Annotated in this window: 10 protein-coding genes and 2 pseudogenes; 5 read left to right on the plus strand and 7 right to left on the minus strand. The window is 37.9% G+C overall.

Features of this window, described 5'->3' with window-relative positions; translation table 11 throughout:
- From F596_RS10900 to F596_RS0106030, 3 genes and pseudogenes are all read left to right on the plus strand, one after another.
- A pseudogene (locus F596_RS10900) lies at positions 1–265 on the plus strand (IS982 family transposase); the annotation flags it as partial.
- Positions 266–617: 352 nt separating this feature from the next.
- Complete coding sequence (locus F596_RS0106025; protein WP_019036237.1) at positions 618–1,046, plus strand: hypothetical protein; 429 nt, start codon at positions 618–620, stop codon at positions 1,044–1,046.
- 244 nt (positions 1,047–1,290) lie between these two features.
- Complete coding sequence (locus F596_RS0106030; protein WP_202899238.1) at positions 1,291–1,875, plus strand: GDSL-type esterase/lipase family protein; 585 nt, start codon at positions 1,291–1,293, stop codon at positions 1,873–1,875.
- A gap of 49 nt (positions 1,876–1,924) precedes the next feature.
- Here the strand turns inward: F596_RS0106030 and F596_RS0106035 are convergent, their stop codons facing one another.
- From F596_RS0106035 to F596_RS0106070, 7 genes are all read right to left on the minus strand, one after another.
- Complete coding sequence (locus F596_RS0106035; protein ID WP_008450265.1) at positions 1,925–3,025, minus strand: Mrp/NBP35 family ATP-binding protein; 1,101 nt, start codon at positions 3,023–3,025, stop codon at positions 1,925–1,927.
- 61 nt (positions 3,026–3,086) lie between these two features.
- Positions 3,087–3,791: an HAD family hydrolase gene (locus F596_RS0106040; protein WP_019036239.1), complete on the minus strand. Its 705-nt coding sequence runs from the start codon at positions 3,789–3,791 to the stop codon at positions 3,087–3,089.
- 331 nt (positions 3,792–4,122) lie between these two features.
- On the minus strand, positions 4,123–7,011 hold the full coding sequence (locus tag F596_RS0106045; RefSeq protein WP_019036240.1) for a PD-(D/E)XK nuclease family protein: 2,889 nt from the start codon (positions 7,009–7,011) through the stop codon (positions 4,123–4,125).
- A 25-nt stretch (positions 7,012–7,036) separates the two neighbouring features.
- A complete protein-coding gene (locus tag F596_RS0106050; RefSeq protein ID WP_019036241.1) occupies positions 7,037–10,459 on the minus strand; it encodes a UvrD-helicase domain-containing protein in 3,423 nt (1,140 codons plus the stop codon).
- A 21-nt stretch (positions 10,460–10,480) separates the two neighbouring features.
- Complete coding sequence (locus F596_RS0106055) at positions 10,481–12,541, minus strand: DUF5686 family protein (RefSeq protein ID WP_019036242.1); 2,061 nt, start codon at positions 12,539–12,541, stop codon at positions 10,481–10,483.
- Positions 12,542–12,630: 89 nt separating this feature from the next.
- Positions 12,631–14,118 carry an MBOAT family O-acyltransferase gene (locus F596_RS0106065; RefSeq protein WP_373852540.1) on the minus strand — a complete coding sequence of 496 codons (1,488 nt, stop codon included), beginning with the start codon at positions 14,116–14,118 and terminating at the stop codon, positions 12,631–12,633.
- An 87-nt stretch (positions 14,119–14,205) separates the two neighbouring features.
- Positions 14,206–15,612 carry an SGNH/GDSL hydrolase family protein gene (locus F596_RS0106070; RefSeq protein WP_019036244.1) on the minus strand — a complete coding sequence of 469 codons (1,407 nt, stop codon included), beginning with the start codon at positions 15,610–15,612 and terminating at the stop codon, positions 14,206–14,208.
- Between the two features lie 198 nt (positions 15,613–15,810).
- On the opposite strand from F596_RS0106070, the pseudogene F596_RS0106075 reads away from it, so the two are divergent.
- Both F596_RS0106075 and F596_RS0106080 read left to right on the plus strand, forming a co-directional pair.
- Positions 15,811–17,094, plus strand: a pseudogene (locus tag F596_RS0106075) (malic enzyme-like NAD(P)-binding protein); the annotation flags it as partial.
- Positions 17,095–17,277: 183 nt separating this feature from the next.
- A complete protein-coding gene (locus tag F596_RS0106080) occupies positions 17,278–17,958 on the plus strand; it encodes a hypothetical protein (protein WP_008450275.1) in 681 nt (226 codons plus the stop codon).
- Positions 17,959–18,286 lie beyond the last annotated feature (328 nt).

Here is an 18,286-nt window from a genome sequence, read left to right on the forward strand (position 1 = left end):
CGCAAATATCAGATTGGAAGTTCCTTATCGGCACAATCAAAAGAATTGGAAACCTACTTTTATTCCTTTTGCGAAGGCGAGAAAAAGGATTGAAACAGACTTCTCGCAGATGTGCGACCAATTTATGATTTGCCGCAACTATGCAAAGGAAACAGTAGGATTGTTTACAAGAATTATCGGTAAAATCAGTGCCTTTACCGCAATGCAATATTTAAATCACATTAATAATAGACCCATTGGAAGAGTCAAGTATGCACTGGCTTAATTCCGCCAACGGGTTGTATATATGCCTTTATATGCTGTGATAAAACATTAAAGACATTGATGCTAAACGCTTAAAAAGAAAGGTGTTTTACCTACTATATGTTTTGGTGTTTATAAATCTTTCATTTCTATAATAAAATGTTTTTTCAAAGCTATCGCACATGATCTGTGTTAAGAATTACAAAGAAAACTGCTGTTTGTAAACAAGTTATGAATATTTTTGATTGTTTTTTTATACCTTTGCATCAATAACATGAAGCGGAGGTACGGTGGTAACTCTTTCTCACATAGGAACGTACTGTGTAATTATACCCTTTTAAAGGGTTTTAATTCAGATGCTTCGAAAGTATTTAATGATGAGATTTTTAAAAGTAATTGTATTCAGTTTATTAATTAATTTGTTTTCTGTAAGTGTTAATGCTGAAGAAAAAGTAAATGGTAATGAGTTTAATTGGAAACCAGTAATAGACGCCATTATTCATTTAGAGAGTAGAGGAAAAGCAAAAGCTGTTAATGGGCAATATGCCGGAGTATTACAAATATCTCCTGTTCTTGTAAAAGAGTGTAATAACATTTTGCAAGCAAGAGGTAGCAAAAAGCGTTATACCCTGTCCGATCGCTTCAATGTTCAAAAATCAAAAGAGATGTTTTTGGTTATTCAGTCATTTCATAACCCTTTGAACAATATAGAGAAAGGCATTCGTATTTGGGCTGGAGGCATAAGATACAGCATTGCCAAAACTCAAAAATATGTGCAAAAAGTTTTTGCTGTTATGAAATAATGCAGGTTTTTAAATAAACTCAAGATTCATAAATTTGTATTTTTTCTGGCTTATTCTTTTTAAAAAAAAAGAGTAAGCCAGTTTTTTTTATTACCATTATTCTTTACCTTTGCATAAATAATAAATAAAGATGAAATTGTTTTATCGTATAATAATAGCATTATATATTACGTTTTTTCCCTGTTTACAAGTGATAAGAGCTCAAGAACAAGCTTTTAGCAGTTCTACGCATTATGCAAAGAGAATGGAGACTTTTTTAAAAGAAGGCAAATTGCCTACAGGCAAAGTAATAATGTTTGGTGATAGCCATATGGAATATGGAGGCGATTGGAATCGTTTTTTCCACACCGACCACCTTATTATAAACAGAGGTATTGTTGGAGATGATGCCATAGGAATGTATCATAGGCTGTCAATGGTCATTAAAGCTAAGCCTCGTGCGGTGTTCTTTAGCTGTGGCACGAACGATTTAAGCCATAATTTACCCATAGACAAGGTATTTTGTAACATTGTCAAGACTATCGAAAGATTACACAATGGAAGCCCTCATACACAAATTTTTGTTTGTAGCCTGTTTCCTCTTTGTCCTTCTAAAGGTGTGTGGAAACTGCTATCAGGTAAAGAAAAGATGATAAAAGAATTAAACAAAAAGTTAGAGCAATATTGCTTTCAGCACAGATATACATTTATCGACCTCTATAAAAAGCTGCTTTTATCTATAAACTCAGAATATATGAACCCTATCTTTTCCATAGATGGATTACACCTTTCTAAAGAAGGTTATAATGTTTGGGTAGATGAAATAAAAAAATATATCGTTACAAAGTAATGCTAACCTAAAAGTATTAGCCTAAACAGTTGTTTAGGCTAATATGCTTTTATGAGTTTGTCTTAACTATCTTTGTTGGTGCCTGAGAAGCATTGCGCCGATTAACTACAGTTACTATAGCTTGTGCTAAGTTAATAAAAGCCTGCCCTATCATAGTGTTTAGATTTGTTACAATAGGTTCGCCTTTATCTCCACCCTCACGAATACTTTGTACAATAGGTATTTGAGCCAACAGTGGAGTATTCATTTCCTTAGCAAGATTTTTACAACCATCTTTGCCAAAGATATAATATTTGTTCTCAGGAAGCTCCTTTGGTGTAAACCACGCCATATTTTCCACTAAGCCAAGTATAGGGATATTCACCTTATCATTTTGATACATATCTATTCCTTTACGAGCATCTGCCAACGCTACTTCCTGTGGTGTAGATACTATTACAGCACCTGTGATAGCAAGAGTTTGCATTAACGTAAGATGAATATCACTTGTGCCTGGAGGAGTGTCAAGAATAAAATAATCTAACTCCCCCCAGTCAGCATCAGCTATTAACTGTTTCAGCGCAGAAGTAGCCATACCACCTCTCCACAGGGTTGCTGTCTTAGGATTTACGAAGAAACCTATCGATAGCAACTTTACTCCATACTTTTCTATAGGCTCTATAAGATCCCTATTATCCTTCTTTACTGCAGTAGGGCGAGCATCTTCTACACCAAACATTTTTGGCATACTTGGACCAAAGATGTCAGTATCTAATATACCTACCTTATAACCAAGCTTGGCAAGTGCTATTGCTAAGTTGGCTGACACGGTGCTTTTACCTACTCCGCCTTTCCCTGAACTTACTGCGATAATATTTTTCACATTAGGAAGAAGCTTGCCTACTTCTGGACGTGGGGCAGTCTTAAATTCGGTATCTATTGTTACCTCTACTTCCTTCCCTACAGAATAGTGTATCTGTGCTTCTGCAGCCTTAATAGTCGATTTTAGGAAAGGATCCGTCTCGCGTGGGAAAACAAGTGTAAATTTCACCTTATTCCCTGCTATGCTTGGTGTGTCTGCAAGCATACCGCTTGCTATTATGTTGGTTTTAGTCCCTGGATATATTACTTTTTCCAGAGCATCTATTATGAGTTTTGGATATAATGTCATAACGTTCACTTTTTTTATCTATATAAATATTTAGCTAAAATCATGCCAGATAACAATAATCTTATAAAAGAAAACGAGTTAGATCAGAAAAACTTTTCAATACTAACAGGTTATCGTGTGGAAATTCTTTCACCACCTCATGTTTCCAAACCGTATGAAAAGGTATGTGAATAGCACTCCCACCTAATTTTAAAACAGGCTTTATGTCCGACTTAAAAGAGTTGCCTATCATAAGAAGTTCTTCCATCTTTACTCCAAAACGATGACAAAGGTTATGATACTCCTCATGAGTCTTATCTTCTACCACTATAAAGCTATCGAAAAAACGTGAAAGACCCGATCTTAAATATTTGTTTTTTTGATCGAGCAGCTCCCCCTTTGTAAATACTATTAGGGGTATTTTACTATTGTTCCTAAGCTGCTTTAGCGTTTCTTTCACCCCTTTTAAAGGCTCTCCTAAAGATGTTAATAGCGTGTCAGACAATTCTAATATACGCATAACATCTTCCCCCTTTATCTTTTTATCTGTTATATTTACTGCGTTTTCTATTAATGATAAAATAAAAGCTTTACAGCCATACCCTAATAAAGGCATGTTTTTAGTTTCAGTAGCAAATAAAGTCAATGACGCTTCTTCAGGAGTAATGCCGTATTGTTCTAATATCTTTATATAACTCTTTTCAGCCTCATCATAAAAGCTTTGACAGTCCCATAACGTATCATCTGCATCAAAAGCTATTAGCCTTATCTTTTTTATATCAAACATAACTTTTATTTTTATTGCAAAGATACTGCTAAGTAACCTATAATACAAAAATAACACTTCCAATTATAAGAAAGAAATAGGTGCTTACACTATTTTCCTAAATATATTACCTTCTTTTATCTTGCCCCTTGTCTAAGCATTACCGTTGCTTCTGCTGCTGAAATGCTAATATTTACCACACTGCTTTCAAGGTAAAAGGAAAGAGGTGAGAAAGAAAAATAAATTATTTTTAGAGCAAAAATAAATTAAAAATGAAACAAAAATAGGTTATTTTTACTTTCCACCGTCCTCTTCTTACTTCGTAAATGAGTATCTATAAAGGCTTACTTCGTTATCTTCCGCACATAAACTTAAACGGGCAGCTGGCGCATATCTCAAGGTCGTCAGTAGGCATGAAAGGCTGCTCTTTGTCGTAAAGCCTCTCTAAAACGGCTTTCAGCTCGCTCATAAACTCATCTCTGTATTTAGCTACATCTATTACCTCTTGCTTATCTATAACAACGATGGGAGAATAGGCTTTTTTATTAGTTTTCTGAATGAAAAGAAGGGCAGGCGCCACCGGTCTATGCTCCTTATTAAAGAGCTCTGGGGGCGTCTTAGGAGTTTGTTTCACCTTGTTATCTGCTATTAACAAGCCATAGAGCATCGACTGCATAACATAGTCGCTTTTATTCTTAATATTATCCGCACTAAAGATAGAAGGCACATCTGCCATGGGCTTAGCCTCTTTCCTACCTGTTTTATAATCTACCACCCTCATACGTCTTATCATGGTGTTCTTCTCTAACATATAGGTAGCTACATCAAGCCTGTCCACTCTTCCCCCTATGCGTTTCTTATAAGGCTTGCCCATGAGGCTTATCTCTACTTCGTCTTCCACATCAAACTCATGCGCTATAACCCTAATAGGTGCCACATCATAATCTAAGCGCAGCAGCCTGATAAGATATTTTTTAACTACCTCTTTGTTTAATATCTGCAAGCCGTTAAGATTGAGCTTACTACCCTTTTTAAAATCTTTTTTGTTAAACAATTCTAAAGCGATGGCTTCTTCTATCACACTATCAAGAACGTTCGGCTTAAGGATAACCTTCTCTATGTCGGCTTTGGTTAGCTCTTTAGCACAAAAGATGTCATTATACATAAGCTCGGCAGCCTTATGAAAGATATTACCAAAAATCCTGTTATCTATGCTGTCTTCGTCTACTATGTTTTGCTCTTCTATACCCACAACATACTTATAGTAAAACTTTACCGGGCAGGTTATAAAAGTGTTAATTGCCGTTGGCGAAAACTTAGGTATATGCACAAGTTTCTCCATTACTCTCTCATCTTTTTGCACAGGCTCGATAGATATTTTGTGCTGCTGCTGCCCTGCCTTAAGCGTGTATCTACGCACTAAACAAGACGGCTTGCTCCATTCTACCATAAGCTGCAGCATAAACCGGCTCATCTCTCCCGTCTTTACCCCCTGTGTAGAGTTGTTATAAAGGATAGTAACATCGCCAGCACGCTGTATAAGACGATGAAAATAATAACTAAAGATAGACACCTTATTGTTTACCGTAGTAAGGTCGAAGACATGACGTATGGCATGAGGTATAAACGACGCATCGTCTACTCCTTTAGGCATATTACCCTCGTTACATGATAGGATAAGTACGTGTTCAAAGTCGAGGTTACGCGTTTCTAACACACCCATTATCTGCACTCCCTTTGCTGGTTCGCCATGAAAAGGCACACTGGTAGCATTGACAAGCTGTGTAAACAACCTACGGAAAATAATAATATCTCTATCCAGATAATAGCTCCCATCTTCTTCAGCTGTCATAAGTTCTATAAGTCTGCTTAGCAAAGTGTACATTCTAAAGACCGACTCTTGGAAGAAAGGATCGCCTTCCGAAGCACCGTTTATGCCCACTACCTTAGTTATCTGCGCAAGCCACTTTACAAAGGCAAGCATGTTTTGTGCATCGTGCGGGCAATATTCTATACCCTCCCACAACACATAAAACTGTCTGTCGGCATTCATCTTTGCTAAAAGCTCCTCTGCATTGCTCCAAACATATTTAGCATAAGGGTGTCTGAGCACACGTGTGGCATAACGTAAGCGAAACTTTTCCTCCATGAGCGAATAGCCCTCTACCTGTAGCCTTATAAGCTGTGCTATGAAAGAAGCTATTAACGACTGCCTAAGGGGGTAACCAGTGGTAACGTTAAGCTCTTCTACCTCTGTAGGAACACAGTGTATAACGGTTTGTAACAAGCTCTCATCGCATAGCACAATGGCTGTTTTGCGTCCATCTTTATATCGAGAGTTTTCTTTTAGCCACGTTGTTATGTAACGCGCCTGCATATTTTCTGTAGGAGAAGCTATAAACGATATATCTTTTGGTGAATCTAAATTGTTAAACACCTCGTGGTTATAATGAGGCAACTCGTTAGGAAACATCTCTAACCAACGCTGTATATATCTGCCTGCCTCGCGCCCTTTAGAAAGATAATAGTTATCATAATCCCAATAAAAAGCAGCTTTATCCTTTAGCTTATAAAAGAGCTTTTGCTCTACCTTTTGCAGCACATTAAAGCCTACAAAAACATACTTTTTATATGGCAGAGAGAAACGTCCTTTCTCTATCACATCACGATAAAGCATACCCTCATAGGCAAGTCCTAAGGCTCGAAGACGACGTTTATACTCGGTATATATATCAAAGAGCTTGCTCCAAAACTCTTGAAACCTACGCCGCAAGCTATCCTCGTCGATGCTTATGTTAGTAAATACTTTTTTTAGTTCAGAGATCTGCTCTGGGGTAAGATAATCTAACGATTCCAACTCTTTATTAGCACTTAAAAGCCCGAGCAACTTCTCTGTAGGTGCAAGGTTCTTGTCAATATCATCAAAGTCGGCAAGGAGCAATTCGCCCCACCCATAAAACTGGTCTAAAGGTTCGGCTTTGTGTGTTATATCCATATATACCTTATGAAGAATGCAAATGCTCTTAATAGGGTCTGCTATGATCAGATCAGACTGTGTACGAAACAGTTCAGATATTGTAATATAGTTAGGCGACCACACAGGGCCATCTGCTCTCTGTGCTATCTCCTGATTAAGAAATAACGCTGCACGCTTATTTGGGAACACTACTGCCACATGTGCCAAATTGTCCTGATACTTTCTCAGTAAGTCTTCTGCTACGTATGATAAGAAAGATTTCATTTTTTCTATATTGTTTACCGTTTTTTTAGTTTTCCTTGCTTACTACTTCCACTACTTCTCCACGCATAACATACCACAGATAGCCCGATATGTTACAATAGCCCATCTTCTTAAGAAGCTGCATATAACGTTGCACCTGCTCATGATATTCCTCGCGAGGACTACCAAACTTATAATCTACCACCACCACCTTGCCTTCTTTCATTATAACACGGTCTGGACGCTGCTCAAAACAGCTATCGGTAGTCTTGTCATACTGCAAGATAGCACACTCGTTATATACCTTCCACTCTTGAGAAAACCATTCCTTCACCTGCTCGTTATTGACGGCTGAGGTTATCTGCTGTCTCAGCTCTTTAGATGAAACGTCGTCGTTATATATAATTCCCTCAGCTTCTAAAGCCTGCAAATGGGGTTCTATATCGGCAAAGGTCTTTATAGAAGAAAAAATATTATGCAACACGCTACCCACCTGCATATACCTCTGCCGCTTGCTTACCTCTTGACCATGTATAAAAGCATCGCTCTTATTACTTTGACGAAAGCTCACCGCACTGTTAAATGTTTCTATATCTAACTCCTTAGCTTGTGGCACTATGGTGAAGGGGTTTAGCATAGTCTTTTTCTGGCTTTCTGTTTTATCGTATTCAGCTGCTGGTATAAGTGTGCCAAAGGTAAAGGTTATAGGTTCGTCGCCTCCTTGCTGCTCCTGTTTCTCCTCTTCTACGTATTCTGCATTTTTCAGCTCTTTTCCTAAAACTTCTAAGCAGTGCCATAACAGATAGCTACGCCTGTTGCTGTCATTAATATTCTTACCTGATATAAAAAGGTTTTTCCCGGCTCTTGTAAATGCTACATATAGCAGGTTAAGATTATCTATCACGTTTTGGAAATGCTCTTCTTTATAATCGGAAGCAAAGGCACTGTTTTCTAAATCTTTTTTAAAAGATACTGGTATTATAGGTAGTTCAGAGAAAGGCGCTTCTTTTTTCTTACCATCTACCCAAAAGATAGTAGTCCACTTTTCTAACTCCCAGTCGCAAAAAGGTATCACTACGTTATCAAACTCTAACCCTTTGCTTTTATGAATGGTTAGAATGCGAATGCCATCAACATCTTCTGTCTGTATATTCACCCCACAAAGGTTATCGTCCCACTCCTTAATGAAATCGTCTATGTCTGATGTGTTATTACTCAAATAGTCGTTAAGAGTATCGTAGAAGGTACTTATGTACGCGTTTTCAGTGGGCAGATTATGAAGCTGGAAAAGGTGATAAAGACGGTCTACCAAGTCTACCATAGATAATCGCAAGAGCTTATCTCTTTCTAAGACATATTCTTCTGGCAAGAAGCCGTTAAGATGTTTTGCTATAAAATCGGCTTTTTTCTCATAATAATTCTCATCGTATGGTATATCTACAACATCTGAAACTAATATGTGTGTGCGCTCTTTAGCAAAATCTTTATCATGGTTTATCACCTTATAATAAGCTCTTACAAGTTTTGCTCTTGTCAGATTGTCATAAGGCTGTGCTATCAAGCGAAGTGCCTCTACTAATATGTTTACTGCCAACGATGCATCTAAGCGAAACGCCTCTTCAGATACTATTGTAATGTCCCTACCCCATGGCGTGGAGTTGATAGTAGTTACTATATCGGCTATCTCACGTTTGCTACGCACAAGAATGGCTATACTCTTCTGTGCATATCCCATATCAAGCAGCCGCTTTATGTTATCAGCCATGTCGCTTAGTATCTTTGCGTTATTATCAGCATCTTTACCGTATAAGCTGGCATGCACAAAACCTCTCTCTTCGCTCTTCGCGCTCTGCTGTTCTACATCAGAATAGGCAAGTTTTAGCTTATCGATCTGCAGTGTGGACAAGTGCTTTGAATTAGAAGAAGTAGTTTTTTTACTATTATCATCGGTGATACTATCCTCTGTTTGGGCATAAACATTAATGGCTTTAGAGAAAAAAGCATTATTAAAACTAATAATATTTTTCTCCGAGCGGTAATTGGTAGCAAGCGTTTTCACCTCTATGGAAGAAGTGTCTACGTAGCTTCCTTGAGAGGGCTTAATACTTTCCTCTATGTTGTTAAGCAGCTCCCAGTCGCCTTGCCGCCACCTGTAAATGCTTTGTTTCACATCGCCCACTAAAAGATTATACGACCCTGCCTCTGCCATACAATTAAGTAAGAGCTTCTTAAAGTTGTCCCATTGCACCCGCGAGGTGTCTTGAAACTCGTCTATCATGATATATTTTAGCATTGCCCCGATACGCTCAAAGACAAAAGGAATATCGTTATCTTTCATCAGATTCTTTAAAAGCGACTGTGTGTTACTTAACATAAAACGATGATTCTCCACATTATCTTCTTCCACCTGCTTTGCTATCTTATGCAAAAGGCGCAACTTAGAGAAATGAAGCAACACTACCTTGCAGGTGTTATACCTCTTCCAGCCCGCTATGCGGTACGCCTCCATGTCGTACACTATCTTGTTTAAGGCTATGCTCTCTACAAAGGAGTTGAGGCTGTCCTTGTCTGCTTTCTTAGAACATTTAGATGAGTTCCATTGCTTCTTACCATCTATAATTTGTTGTATGGGGTTATATACATCGCCACTCTCTATCTGTCCTTTAGATAGCTTTACGATATACTTATAAGGATAGGCGGCAAAATAGCTGGTTGGGAAACCACTCTCTGCAATAAGCTGCACTATCTTTTCTGCCTTTTCCTTAATATCTTTTTCATACGCATCGCGTTCGCTTCTAAGAGTTTTTATAAAATAGGCTGAAAGGTTGTTGTCCTTAAAAAAGCTATCTAACTGCTTTTCATGTGTCTTATACAGCTCATCAAAGATTTTTTTACCAAACTCTTTAATGTCTTTTACCACATTCCAGTTTTTGTCTTCCTCTATATTAGATGATATATAATCGTCTATCCACTTTAAGACAGGGTCGTTTTCTTTAAGGTTATCAATGAGTTCGTCTACAGCTTTCGCTTCCACTTGTGCTGTGTTAAGGTCTACCCTAAGGTTAGCCGTTAGCCCAAGCTCTTTGCCAAGATTTCTTAACACGGCTTGAAAGAAGGCATCTATGGTCTGCACTCTAAAGTTATGATATTCGTGTGTTAGCTTTTCCAGCACATAAAGGGCATTATTTCTTATAGTGGCTTCGGTCAATGCTGTGTTAGCCTTTACCTTCTCAAGATAGTTTTTAGACGATGCTAACCCATGCCCTATACCATATAGCTGTGAAAGTATTCGCAGCTTCATCTCGCTTGTAGCCTTGTTAGTAAAGGTTACGGCAAGCATCTTGTTATAATCCTCTGGATATTTTACAAGTATTGAGATAAACTCTACTGTGAGCGTAAAGGTCTTCCCCGACCCCGCTGATGCCTTATATACTGTAAGTGTCTTGTTACTATTTGCTATACTCTTCATTACAAAATGTCATCTATACATTTACCAACCTTTAAAAAGCTCAAAGCCAAACTTTATTCCTATCCCCTCATATCGGCGGCGGGAGAAGCCTGTAAAGACAGCCATTGAGAACAGCCTGTTAGTGAAGCTATACCCTACCTCTGCATAAGGGAACAAATATTTTACGCCTAATATGCTCATATAAACACGCTCCTTCTCTATTACCCTTCCTACAAAGGGTAACCACGACAACACTAACAACGGGCTTTCGTAAGTAACGTTGCCTCTTACATAAAAAGGAGAGGCGTTATACCAGTTAGAGTTTAACAGCTCAAAGCCCCCACTCCATTCGTCATGCCACCCTTGAGGTATATAGTTTTCGCGAAAGTTATAATAATCTAAAAAATAAGTAGCTCCCTTCCTACTAAAATATCCACCTGCTCCTATACGAAAAGACCATGCCCGCATACAAGGCAAGCCGTAGATATATTGCATATCTGCCTCTAAACGGCTATATAGAACGTTACCCCCAAACATCTTTACCCCATGCTCATACTGTGCTGCAACAGCAAAAGGAGCTTTACGCGTAAAAGGATACCATAACACCGATATAAAAGGAGCTATGGACCTATAAACCTTTGGTCTTCCCACTATGATAAAGCCACTATTATATATGGCTGAACGATTATGCATAGAGATACCACCCTTTAAAGATAACCTTGTGTAAAGGACATCATAAGCAGCTGTTAAAGAGATGCTTGCATCTCTAAAGTAGTCGAGATTCATACTCTCCCAGTCTATCGTATCGTTATGGACTGACTCCTTTATGCTATCTAAGACACGAGAGTCTGTTATCCTATTACCGTTAGAAAACTCTACTTTTACATATCCATTCCTATCATCATTAAAGGTATATGTTATAGGAAAATTATAAAACAACTGTTTTTGCTTAAAGGAATAGCCCATGCGCAAACGCCCATAAATGTCGCTATTACTATTAAAAGCATATCCTGCCCTTATATCTACCTTATAAGATACACCCTTTTTGCGGCTATAACTAAAATAAAGCGGATTTAAGATAGGAGCTATACGCATATATCCCTTATCATTATCTATAGGTGTGTAGATGTCATTAAGGATATTATCGCCTATAATATCCCAAAATATTGTTTTTAACCAATTCTTTTTTGTAGATACTATTACTGTGTCTTTGCTTTTATCTTGCTCTCGAGGGTAATAGGCTTTTATTAGTTCTTCCTCATCGTGGCTTAAGCCTGTGGGGCGCAAACGTGCCATAAGCATCACATCCTGCGAAGAGTCTATACTGTCAGAGAGCGTTTCTGGCATATCATAATAAGTATCTATAACAGCCTTTATATGATTTCCCACACACTTAATAGAGGCATCTACCTTACACTCTCGTGGAAAGATTACGCCATAGCCATCACTGCCCATTGTGCCTTTTATAGTAAAATGGTTCATATCGCTTTCGCCCTCTAAACTAAAACTTACTATACGACCCGTAGAAGTAACTATCTTTGCCCAGCCATGCCTTATAAGCTCGGTATGTATGCGTTTGCTTTTAAAGGTTAAGAGCGTAAGCGAATCGTTAATTTCGGTGAGCTTATATGAGTAATATCTATAATTCTTAACATTTAAAGGCGACAGAATCCTTTCACGAAAAACCTCTGTTTCGTAAATCCGTGGGGATACATAATCGAGCAAATTATAAAGGACCATACGCCCATGATATACCGTACTTAAGAAAATGTTTCGCCTAACGCGCTTCGCTTTATCAGGAAACAGCACCTCATGGGCATAACTCTCTATAACAGCCTTACGCCTACCGTCCTTCATCATATAAAACATAGTGGGGATACCTATAAAGGTAAAATTGCGTTTCTTTACATCTATGAAACACTTTCTATAAACGTTCCTTTCTAAAGAGTCTGTAAAAGATGCTTTTACCTTATCACCATAAGCAGTTACACGTAACAATAACACCTTTTCTTTTTCGCCAGCTTTAGCCACTATAACAGCAAAAAAAACAAGGAAAAGCACCAATACCTTTTCTTTGACAGATGTTACCTTTACTTTATTCATGTGAAAACAAAGATAATAAAACTTGCAAGAAAAAGCAAAGAGCTATCTAAAAAAAGCAAATGGCTCAATACTTATTTACCTGTTTTAGCTCAAAACTGAAAATAAATAAACGGCTGCACCTCAGAGCTTTTTACCTGCATAATAATAAAGATAACCACTACTACGGCTATAGCAGCACCTATAACACCCGTGCGCCTAATGAGCTTAATGCCTGCCTCGTGCCATGAGAACGGCAGCCAATGACTAACCAAAGCAAAGAGCATGAGCAAAAACACATACTTATAGGCTACAAAAACATCTGGCAGCACTGCAAGATTAAACTTTGTAAAGATCTGACTAACCATAACCTTTACCGAATCGAAGCTCCCACAACGAAACAGCAACCACGAGAACGTAATAACATGAAAGGTTATAAACACAGAGAAAAACCTCTTTAACCCTTTAGGGTGATAACGCTTATCATGGTGTAAGACTGTTTGCGACCAAAACTTATGTATACAAACAAACAACCCATGCAATACGCCCCATACTATAAAGTTGAGCGAAGCACCATGCCACAAGCCACAAGCAGCCATGGCTATCATCTGGTTAAGATACATACGCCACTGCCCATGACGATTACCACCCAACGAGATGTAAACATAATCGCGTATCCATGTAGATAGAGAGATGTGCCAACGGCGCCAAAAGTCGGTCATAGAGTCGGCTTGAAGTGGAGCATTAAAATTGTCAGGAATAGTAAAGCCGAGAAGCAAAGCAATGCCTATGGCCATATCAGAATAGCCCGAAAAGTCGCAATAGATCTGAAAACAATAGCCATAAAGACCTAACAAGACCTCACCGCCTGAAAACAACGAAGGGTTATCAAAGATACGATCTACAAAGTTAGCCGAAAGATAATCGGAGATAACAGCCTTTTTAAACAAGCCTATAATGATAAGAAAAACCCCTTTGGCAAACATTTCGTTAGAAAGACAAAGCGGCTTACGTATCTGAGGAACAAAATCGTTAGCACGTGTAATAGGACCTGCTAAGAGAGTAGGGAAAAAACTAACATAGAAAGCATAGTCCATAATACTGTTTAAAGGCTGCATCTTCCCTCGATAAACATCTATAGTGTACGACACTGCTTTAAAAGTATAAAAACTAATGCCTATAGGAAGGAAGATGTCCCATGGCTGAAAATTATTACCTATCATCTGGCTCACCATAGACGAAAAGAAGTTAGTATACTTAAAGTAAGCCAACATACCTAAGTCTATAACCAACGAAAGGCACAACCACACCTTCTTCTTATTACTTTGGGCAATACGACGAGCAATATAAAAATCGGAAACAGTAATGACTACTAACAACAGAAAGTATAAACCACTACTCTTATAAAAGAAATAATAAGAAAAGAGAGTTACAAACAATAAGCGAGCCGACAACTGTTTGCGCAAAAGCCAATAACACAAAAAGAAGACTAATGCTACAAACAAAAAAGCACCTGATGAGAAAAGCAACGGATTACGAGGATCGTACTGCAAGACAGTTAATACCCTTGAGGCATCTATAGAAGAGAAATAACCTGACATATTAGCATATAAGCTACAGAAAAAAGCCACTATATTATCGATAATCTTATTAAAATCCATATTATTTTTTATAACACAAAAGACTTACTATTTACCCTTTCCCTCCATAAGCTCCTTGCGGCGAACATAGTTTTTCTGCCCTGCCACTATCGACTTAAAGATGCGGTTTGCCAAAAATCCACCACCTTTATAGTTAATATGAGTATAATCCTTACTACCCATATCTTTCTCATCTACAAGACGTAGCATAGACCCTGCACCACCTATGGCATTAAACAAGCTATAAAAGCCTACCTTGCTTTCCTTAGATAGCTTCTTCTGTAAAAGCTCCAGCTCTACTATTCCTTTCATAGTGCCATTGTTAGAGGCTTTCGACCCACGATCAGGCACACCCATAATAAGAATGGATGTTTTAGGGAAAGAACGCTTAAAAAGAGAAATAACATCACGCATCTTACCTGTATACATTTTTAATCTCTCTTCGGTAGTATTAGCATCTACAGCATTAACACCAAACTGAAATACTATTAAGTCGTAAGGACGAATAGCCGCAAAACGCTTTAACATCTCTTCGGGCAGCTTTGCAAGCGACACCCCATCAGAGCCACGCATACTGAAATTGTCTATCACAATACCCCCTAAACCTTCTTGCGCAGTACCAAAGAGTATGGCTTTTTTACCATCTACCTTAATAAGCGCATTAGATGTATTGCCCTTTAGCTCTACTTGCTGCACATTAGAAGACGGAGGAAGAACCATCCTTTGATGCCTTTTCCCATCTATCGTAATATCTACAGTAGCCCCTGCCATAGGGCGTAGATATAGCTTTGTAGAGTTCCAATGGTCGGTATGCTTATATTCGTGCACAACAAAAGGCGAGAGAGATATTTGCCCCTGAGCAGTTAAGGTATAGTAACGCTCTGATATAGCAGCCTTTGACACATCGTACGAAGCAGGCTTTTTTACCATATGCTCCACTAAACCAGAATATTTATGAGTAGTGGTGTGCTTATACTCATTAATATCGTTACCAGCATCAAGCCACCCTACACCACAACCGCCATACTTACGTTGCAAAAGCTCACGAAGGTCGGCAAGCAAGATGTCGCCTTCTATATAAGAATCGCCAAAATAAGCTATTCTTACAGCACGACCTAATTTCTTATGAGCTGACAGCTTTGATATAGCATCATAAAAGTTATCTAAAGAGTTGTTTGTATTTATGCCATAATCTATAATAGGCTCTATGCCTTTACCCCATTCTTCTTTAAAAGAAATAATATCTCCTTTGCTCGTTTTCAGCTTAATGACATCGTTTTGAGATGTTATTATAGCAGCGTTTGCTTTATTTTCTTTTATAGTTAAATCGCTTAATATATCTATCTTACGAAGCTCTGTACCTGCTATTTTTATAGTAGGGATAAAGTGAAGCAACGTTAGTATTATTATTACTAAAGCTACAAGCAATAGCGGCTTATAAATATTACTCCTCATTCGTTACGCCTTGTCTTAAAACACAAGGACTCTTTTTAAAGAAAAAACTATATTATTATATCATGTATAATGGAGGGCAAAATTACAAAAAAATTATGAATACTCACATCGTTTCAACGTTAATTTGGTAACTTTGCAACATTGATAAATAAAAGATAAGCGTAGCAGGATAAAAACAACAAATTATATCAAAACATTATGGTTAAAGTAACTAAGGAGGCTGCCTTGAAATATCATAACACAGGGCGCCCGGGAAAAATTGAAGTAAGACCAACAAAACCTTTTAGCACACAAACCGACTTGAGTTTGGCTTATTCGCCAGGCGTGGCATACCCATGTTTAGAGATACAGCAAAATGCAAACGATGTTTACAAATATACTAATAAAGGTAATCTGGTAGCAGTGATAAGTAATGGCACTGCTGTTTTAGGGTTAGGCAACATAGGAGCTATGAGCGGTAAGCCAGTCATGGAGGGAAAGGGCTTATTGTTTAAGATATATGGCGGTATAGATGTGTTCGACATAGAAGTGGCAGAGGAAGATCCGGAAAAGTTTTGTGAAACAATAGAACGCATAGCACCTACCTTTGGAGGCATAAACCTTGAAGACATCAAAGCACCTGAATGTTTCTACATAGAAGACAGGCTAAAACGCACTTTGGATATACCCGTTATGCACGACGACCAGCATGGCACGGCTATAATATCAGCCGCAGGGCTTAGAAACGCCTTAGAGGTGGCAGGGAAAAATATAGAACAAGTAAAACTTGTTGTGAATGGTGCTGGTGCAGCAGCTATATCATGCACAAAGCTATATATAGCACTTGGACTAAAAAAGGAAAACATCTTAATGCTCGATTCTAAAGGTGTTATAACCACAGAGCGTAACAATCTCACCGCAGAAAAAAAGCTCTTTGCCACTACACGCAACGATGTGCACACCTTAGAAGAAGCTATTAAAGGTGCTGACGTCTTCTTAGGATTATCAAAAGGTAAGATATTAACAAAAGACATGGTACGCTCAATGGCAAAGAACCCTATTGTCTTTGCTCTTGCTAATCCGGTACCAGAAATATCTTATGAAGAAGCCTTTCAGGCAAGACCAGATGTCATAATGTCTACAGGACGCTCTGACTATCCTAACCAGATAAACAACGTCTTAGGCTTCCCCTACATCTTCCGCGGAGCTCTTGACGTAAGCGCAACAGCTATAAACGAAGAAATGAAAATGGCTGCCGTTACAGCCATTGCTGACCTTGCAAAGCAGCCTGTTCCACAAGAAGTAAAACAAATATACAACAACAAAGACCTTACTTTTGGAACACACTATTTCATTCCTACCCCTGTAGACCCACGCTTAATTACAGAAGTAAGCTCAGCAGTAGCTAAGGCAGCTATTCAAAGCGGTGTTGCACGCAAAAAGATAACCGACTTTGATGCCTACAAAAAACATCTACAGCAGCTTAGAGAAAACGCAACAAAATAAAGATTATACACATCTTATATATTATATATAAAGGAGCTATATTAACACATATAGCTCCTTTTTTTACATCGTAACATATATAATTTTACCTATTATAAAGAAGAAGATAAAAAAACAAATATAAAACTTTGGATAAACCCAAAAGAAATACTATCTTTGCCAAAAAGCAGAGAAGTGCTTATGATCACACAAGACAATTTTAACATAGAATATACAGACCCTATAGAGGTGCAACAGATACGCCACTTCGTATGTAAAGAGATAAGTAGGCAGATTCATCGCTATATAAAAGGTATGCATGGTAGCAAGCAACAGATGCTCTTATTTGAAGAACATTTAGAAGGGTTATCCTTAGATGAAAAAGAAACTGTCATTGCCCAATATCTTGATCTTAACCGCAAAGCTTTAAAGGGATTAGACATGAAACTTGTTTTAGCACGAGCCATGGCTAACTATTGTGATACTTATAGCTACCTTCTTACTCTTATAAACGATAAGCGAAAGGTGGTAAAATACCTACAGCTTATAAATGATATATATATAAGGTATCATAAAGTATTTGAAGAAAACGGGAAATTTGGCATTTCAGACTATAAAGGCAATATCGTTGTAACCCCTAAGTATAAGTTCTTACGCGCCTGCTATATGTATGTAGATACCTTCCAAATGCTACCTATCATAGCACAGAAAGACGACAAGATGGGGCTAATACTACCTGATGGCAAAGACACTATCATAGCCCCTTTCATTTACGACTCTATTACCCTTAGGGAAGAACCTCCTTATTTCGATGCAAAATGTAAAGGAAAACATATTTACTTAAACGTAGATGGTAGTAAATATGTAAAACAAGAAAAATAGGGAAAATGGCAAATTCAACCTCAAAATACAACGACATTTGCAAAATTAAGTAAAAAGTCTCAAGTAGAGTTCTAAATTCCAGCTTTTTCTTAGTCTTGCTTTTGTTTTGTGTTGATATTCTTTAGTTTGCTTATCCTTAAAATCCCCTCTTTTAGGGAATATATTATCAATAGGGTTTGTTAGTATACTTTAATAAGCCCTTTCTACCATTAGCAGTAGACGTGCAAAATATATTTTCGTATCTAATGCCTTTTCCTACCACTTTATCTCTAAAGTTACTAAACGCTATACTTACATATATTTATAAACCATTTGAGCTTTCTATTTT

Source organism: Prevotella amnii DSM 23384 = JCM 14753, assembly GCF_000378745.1.
In the GTDB taxonomy this organism is placed as follows: domain Bacteria; phylum Bacteroidota; class Bacteroidia; order Bacteroidales; family Bacteroidaceae; genus Prevotella; species Prevotella amnii.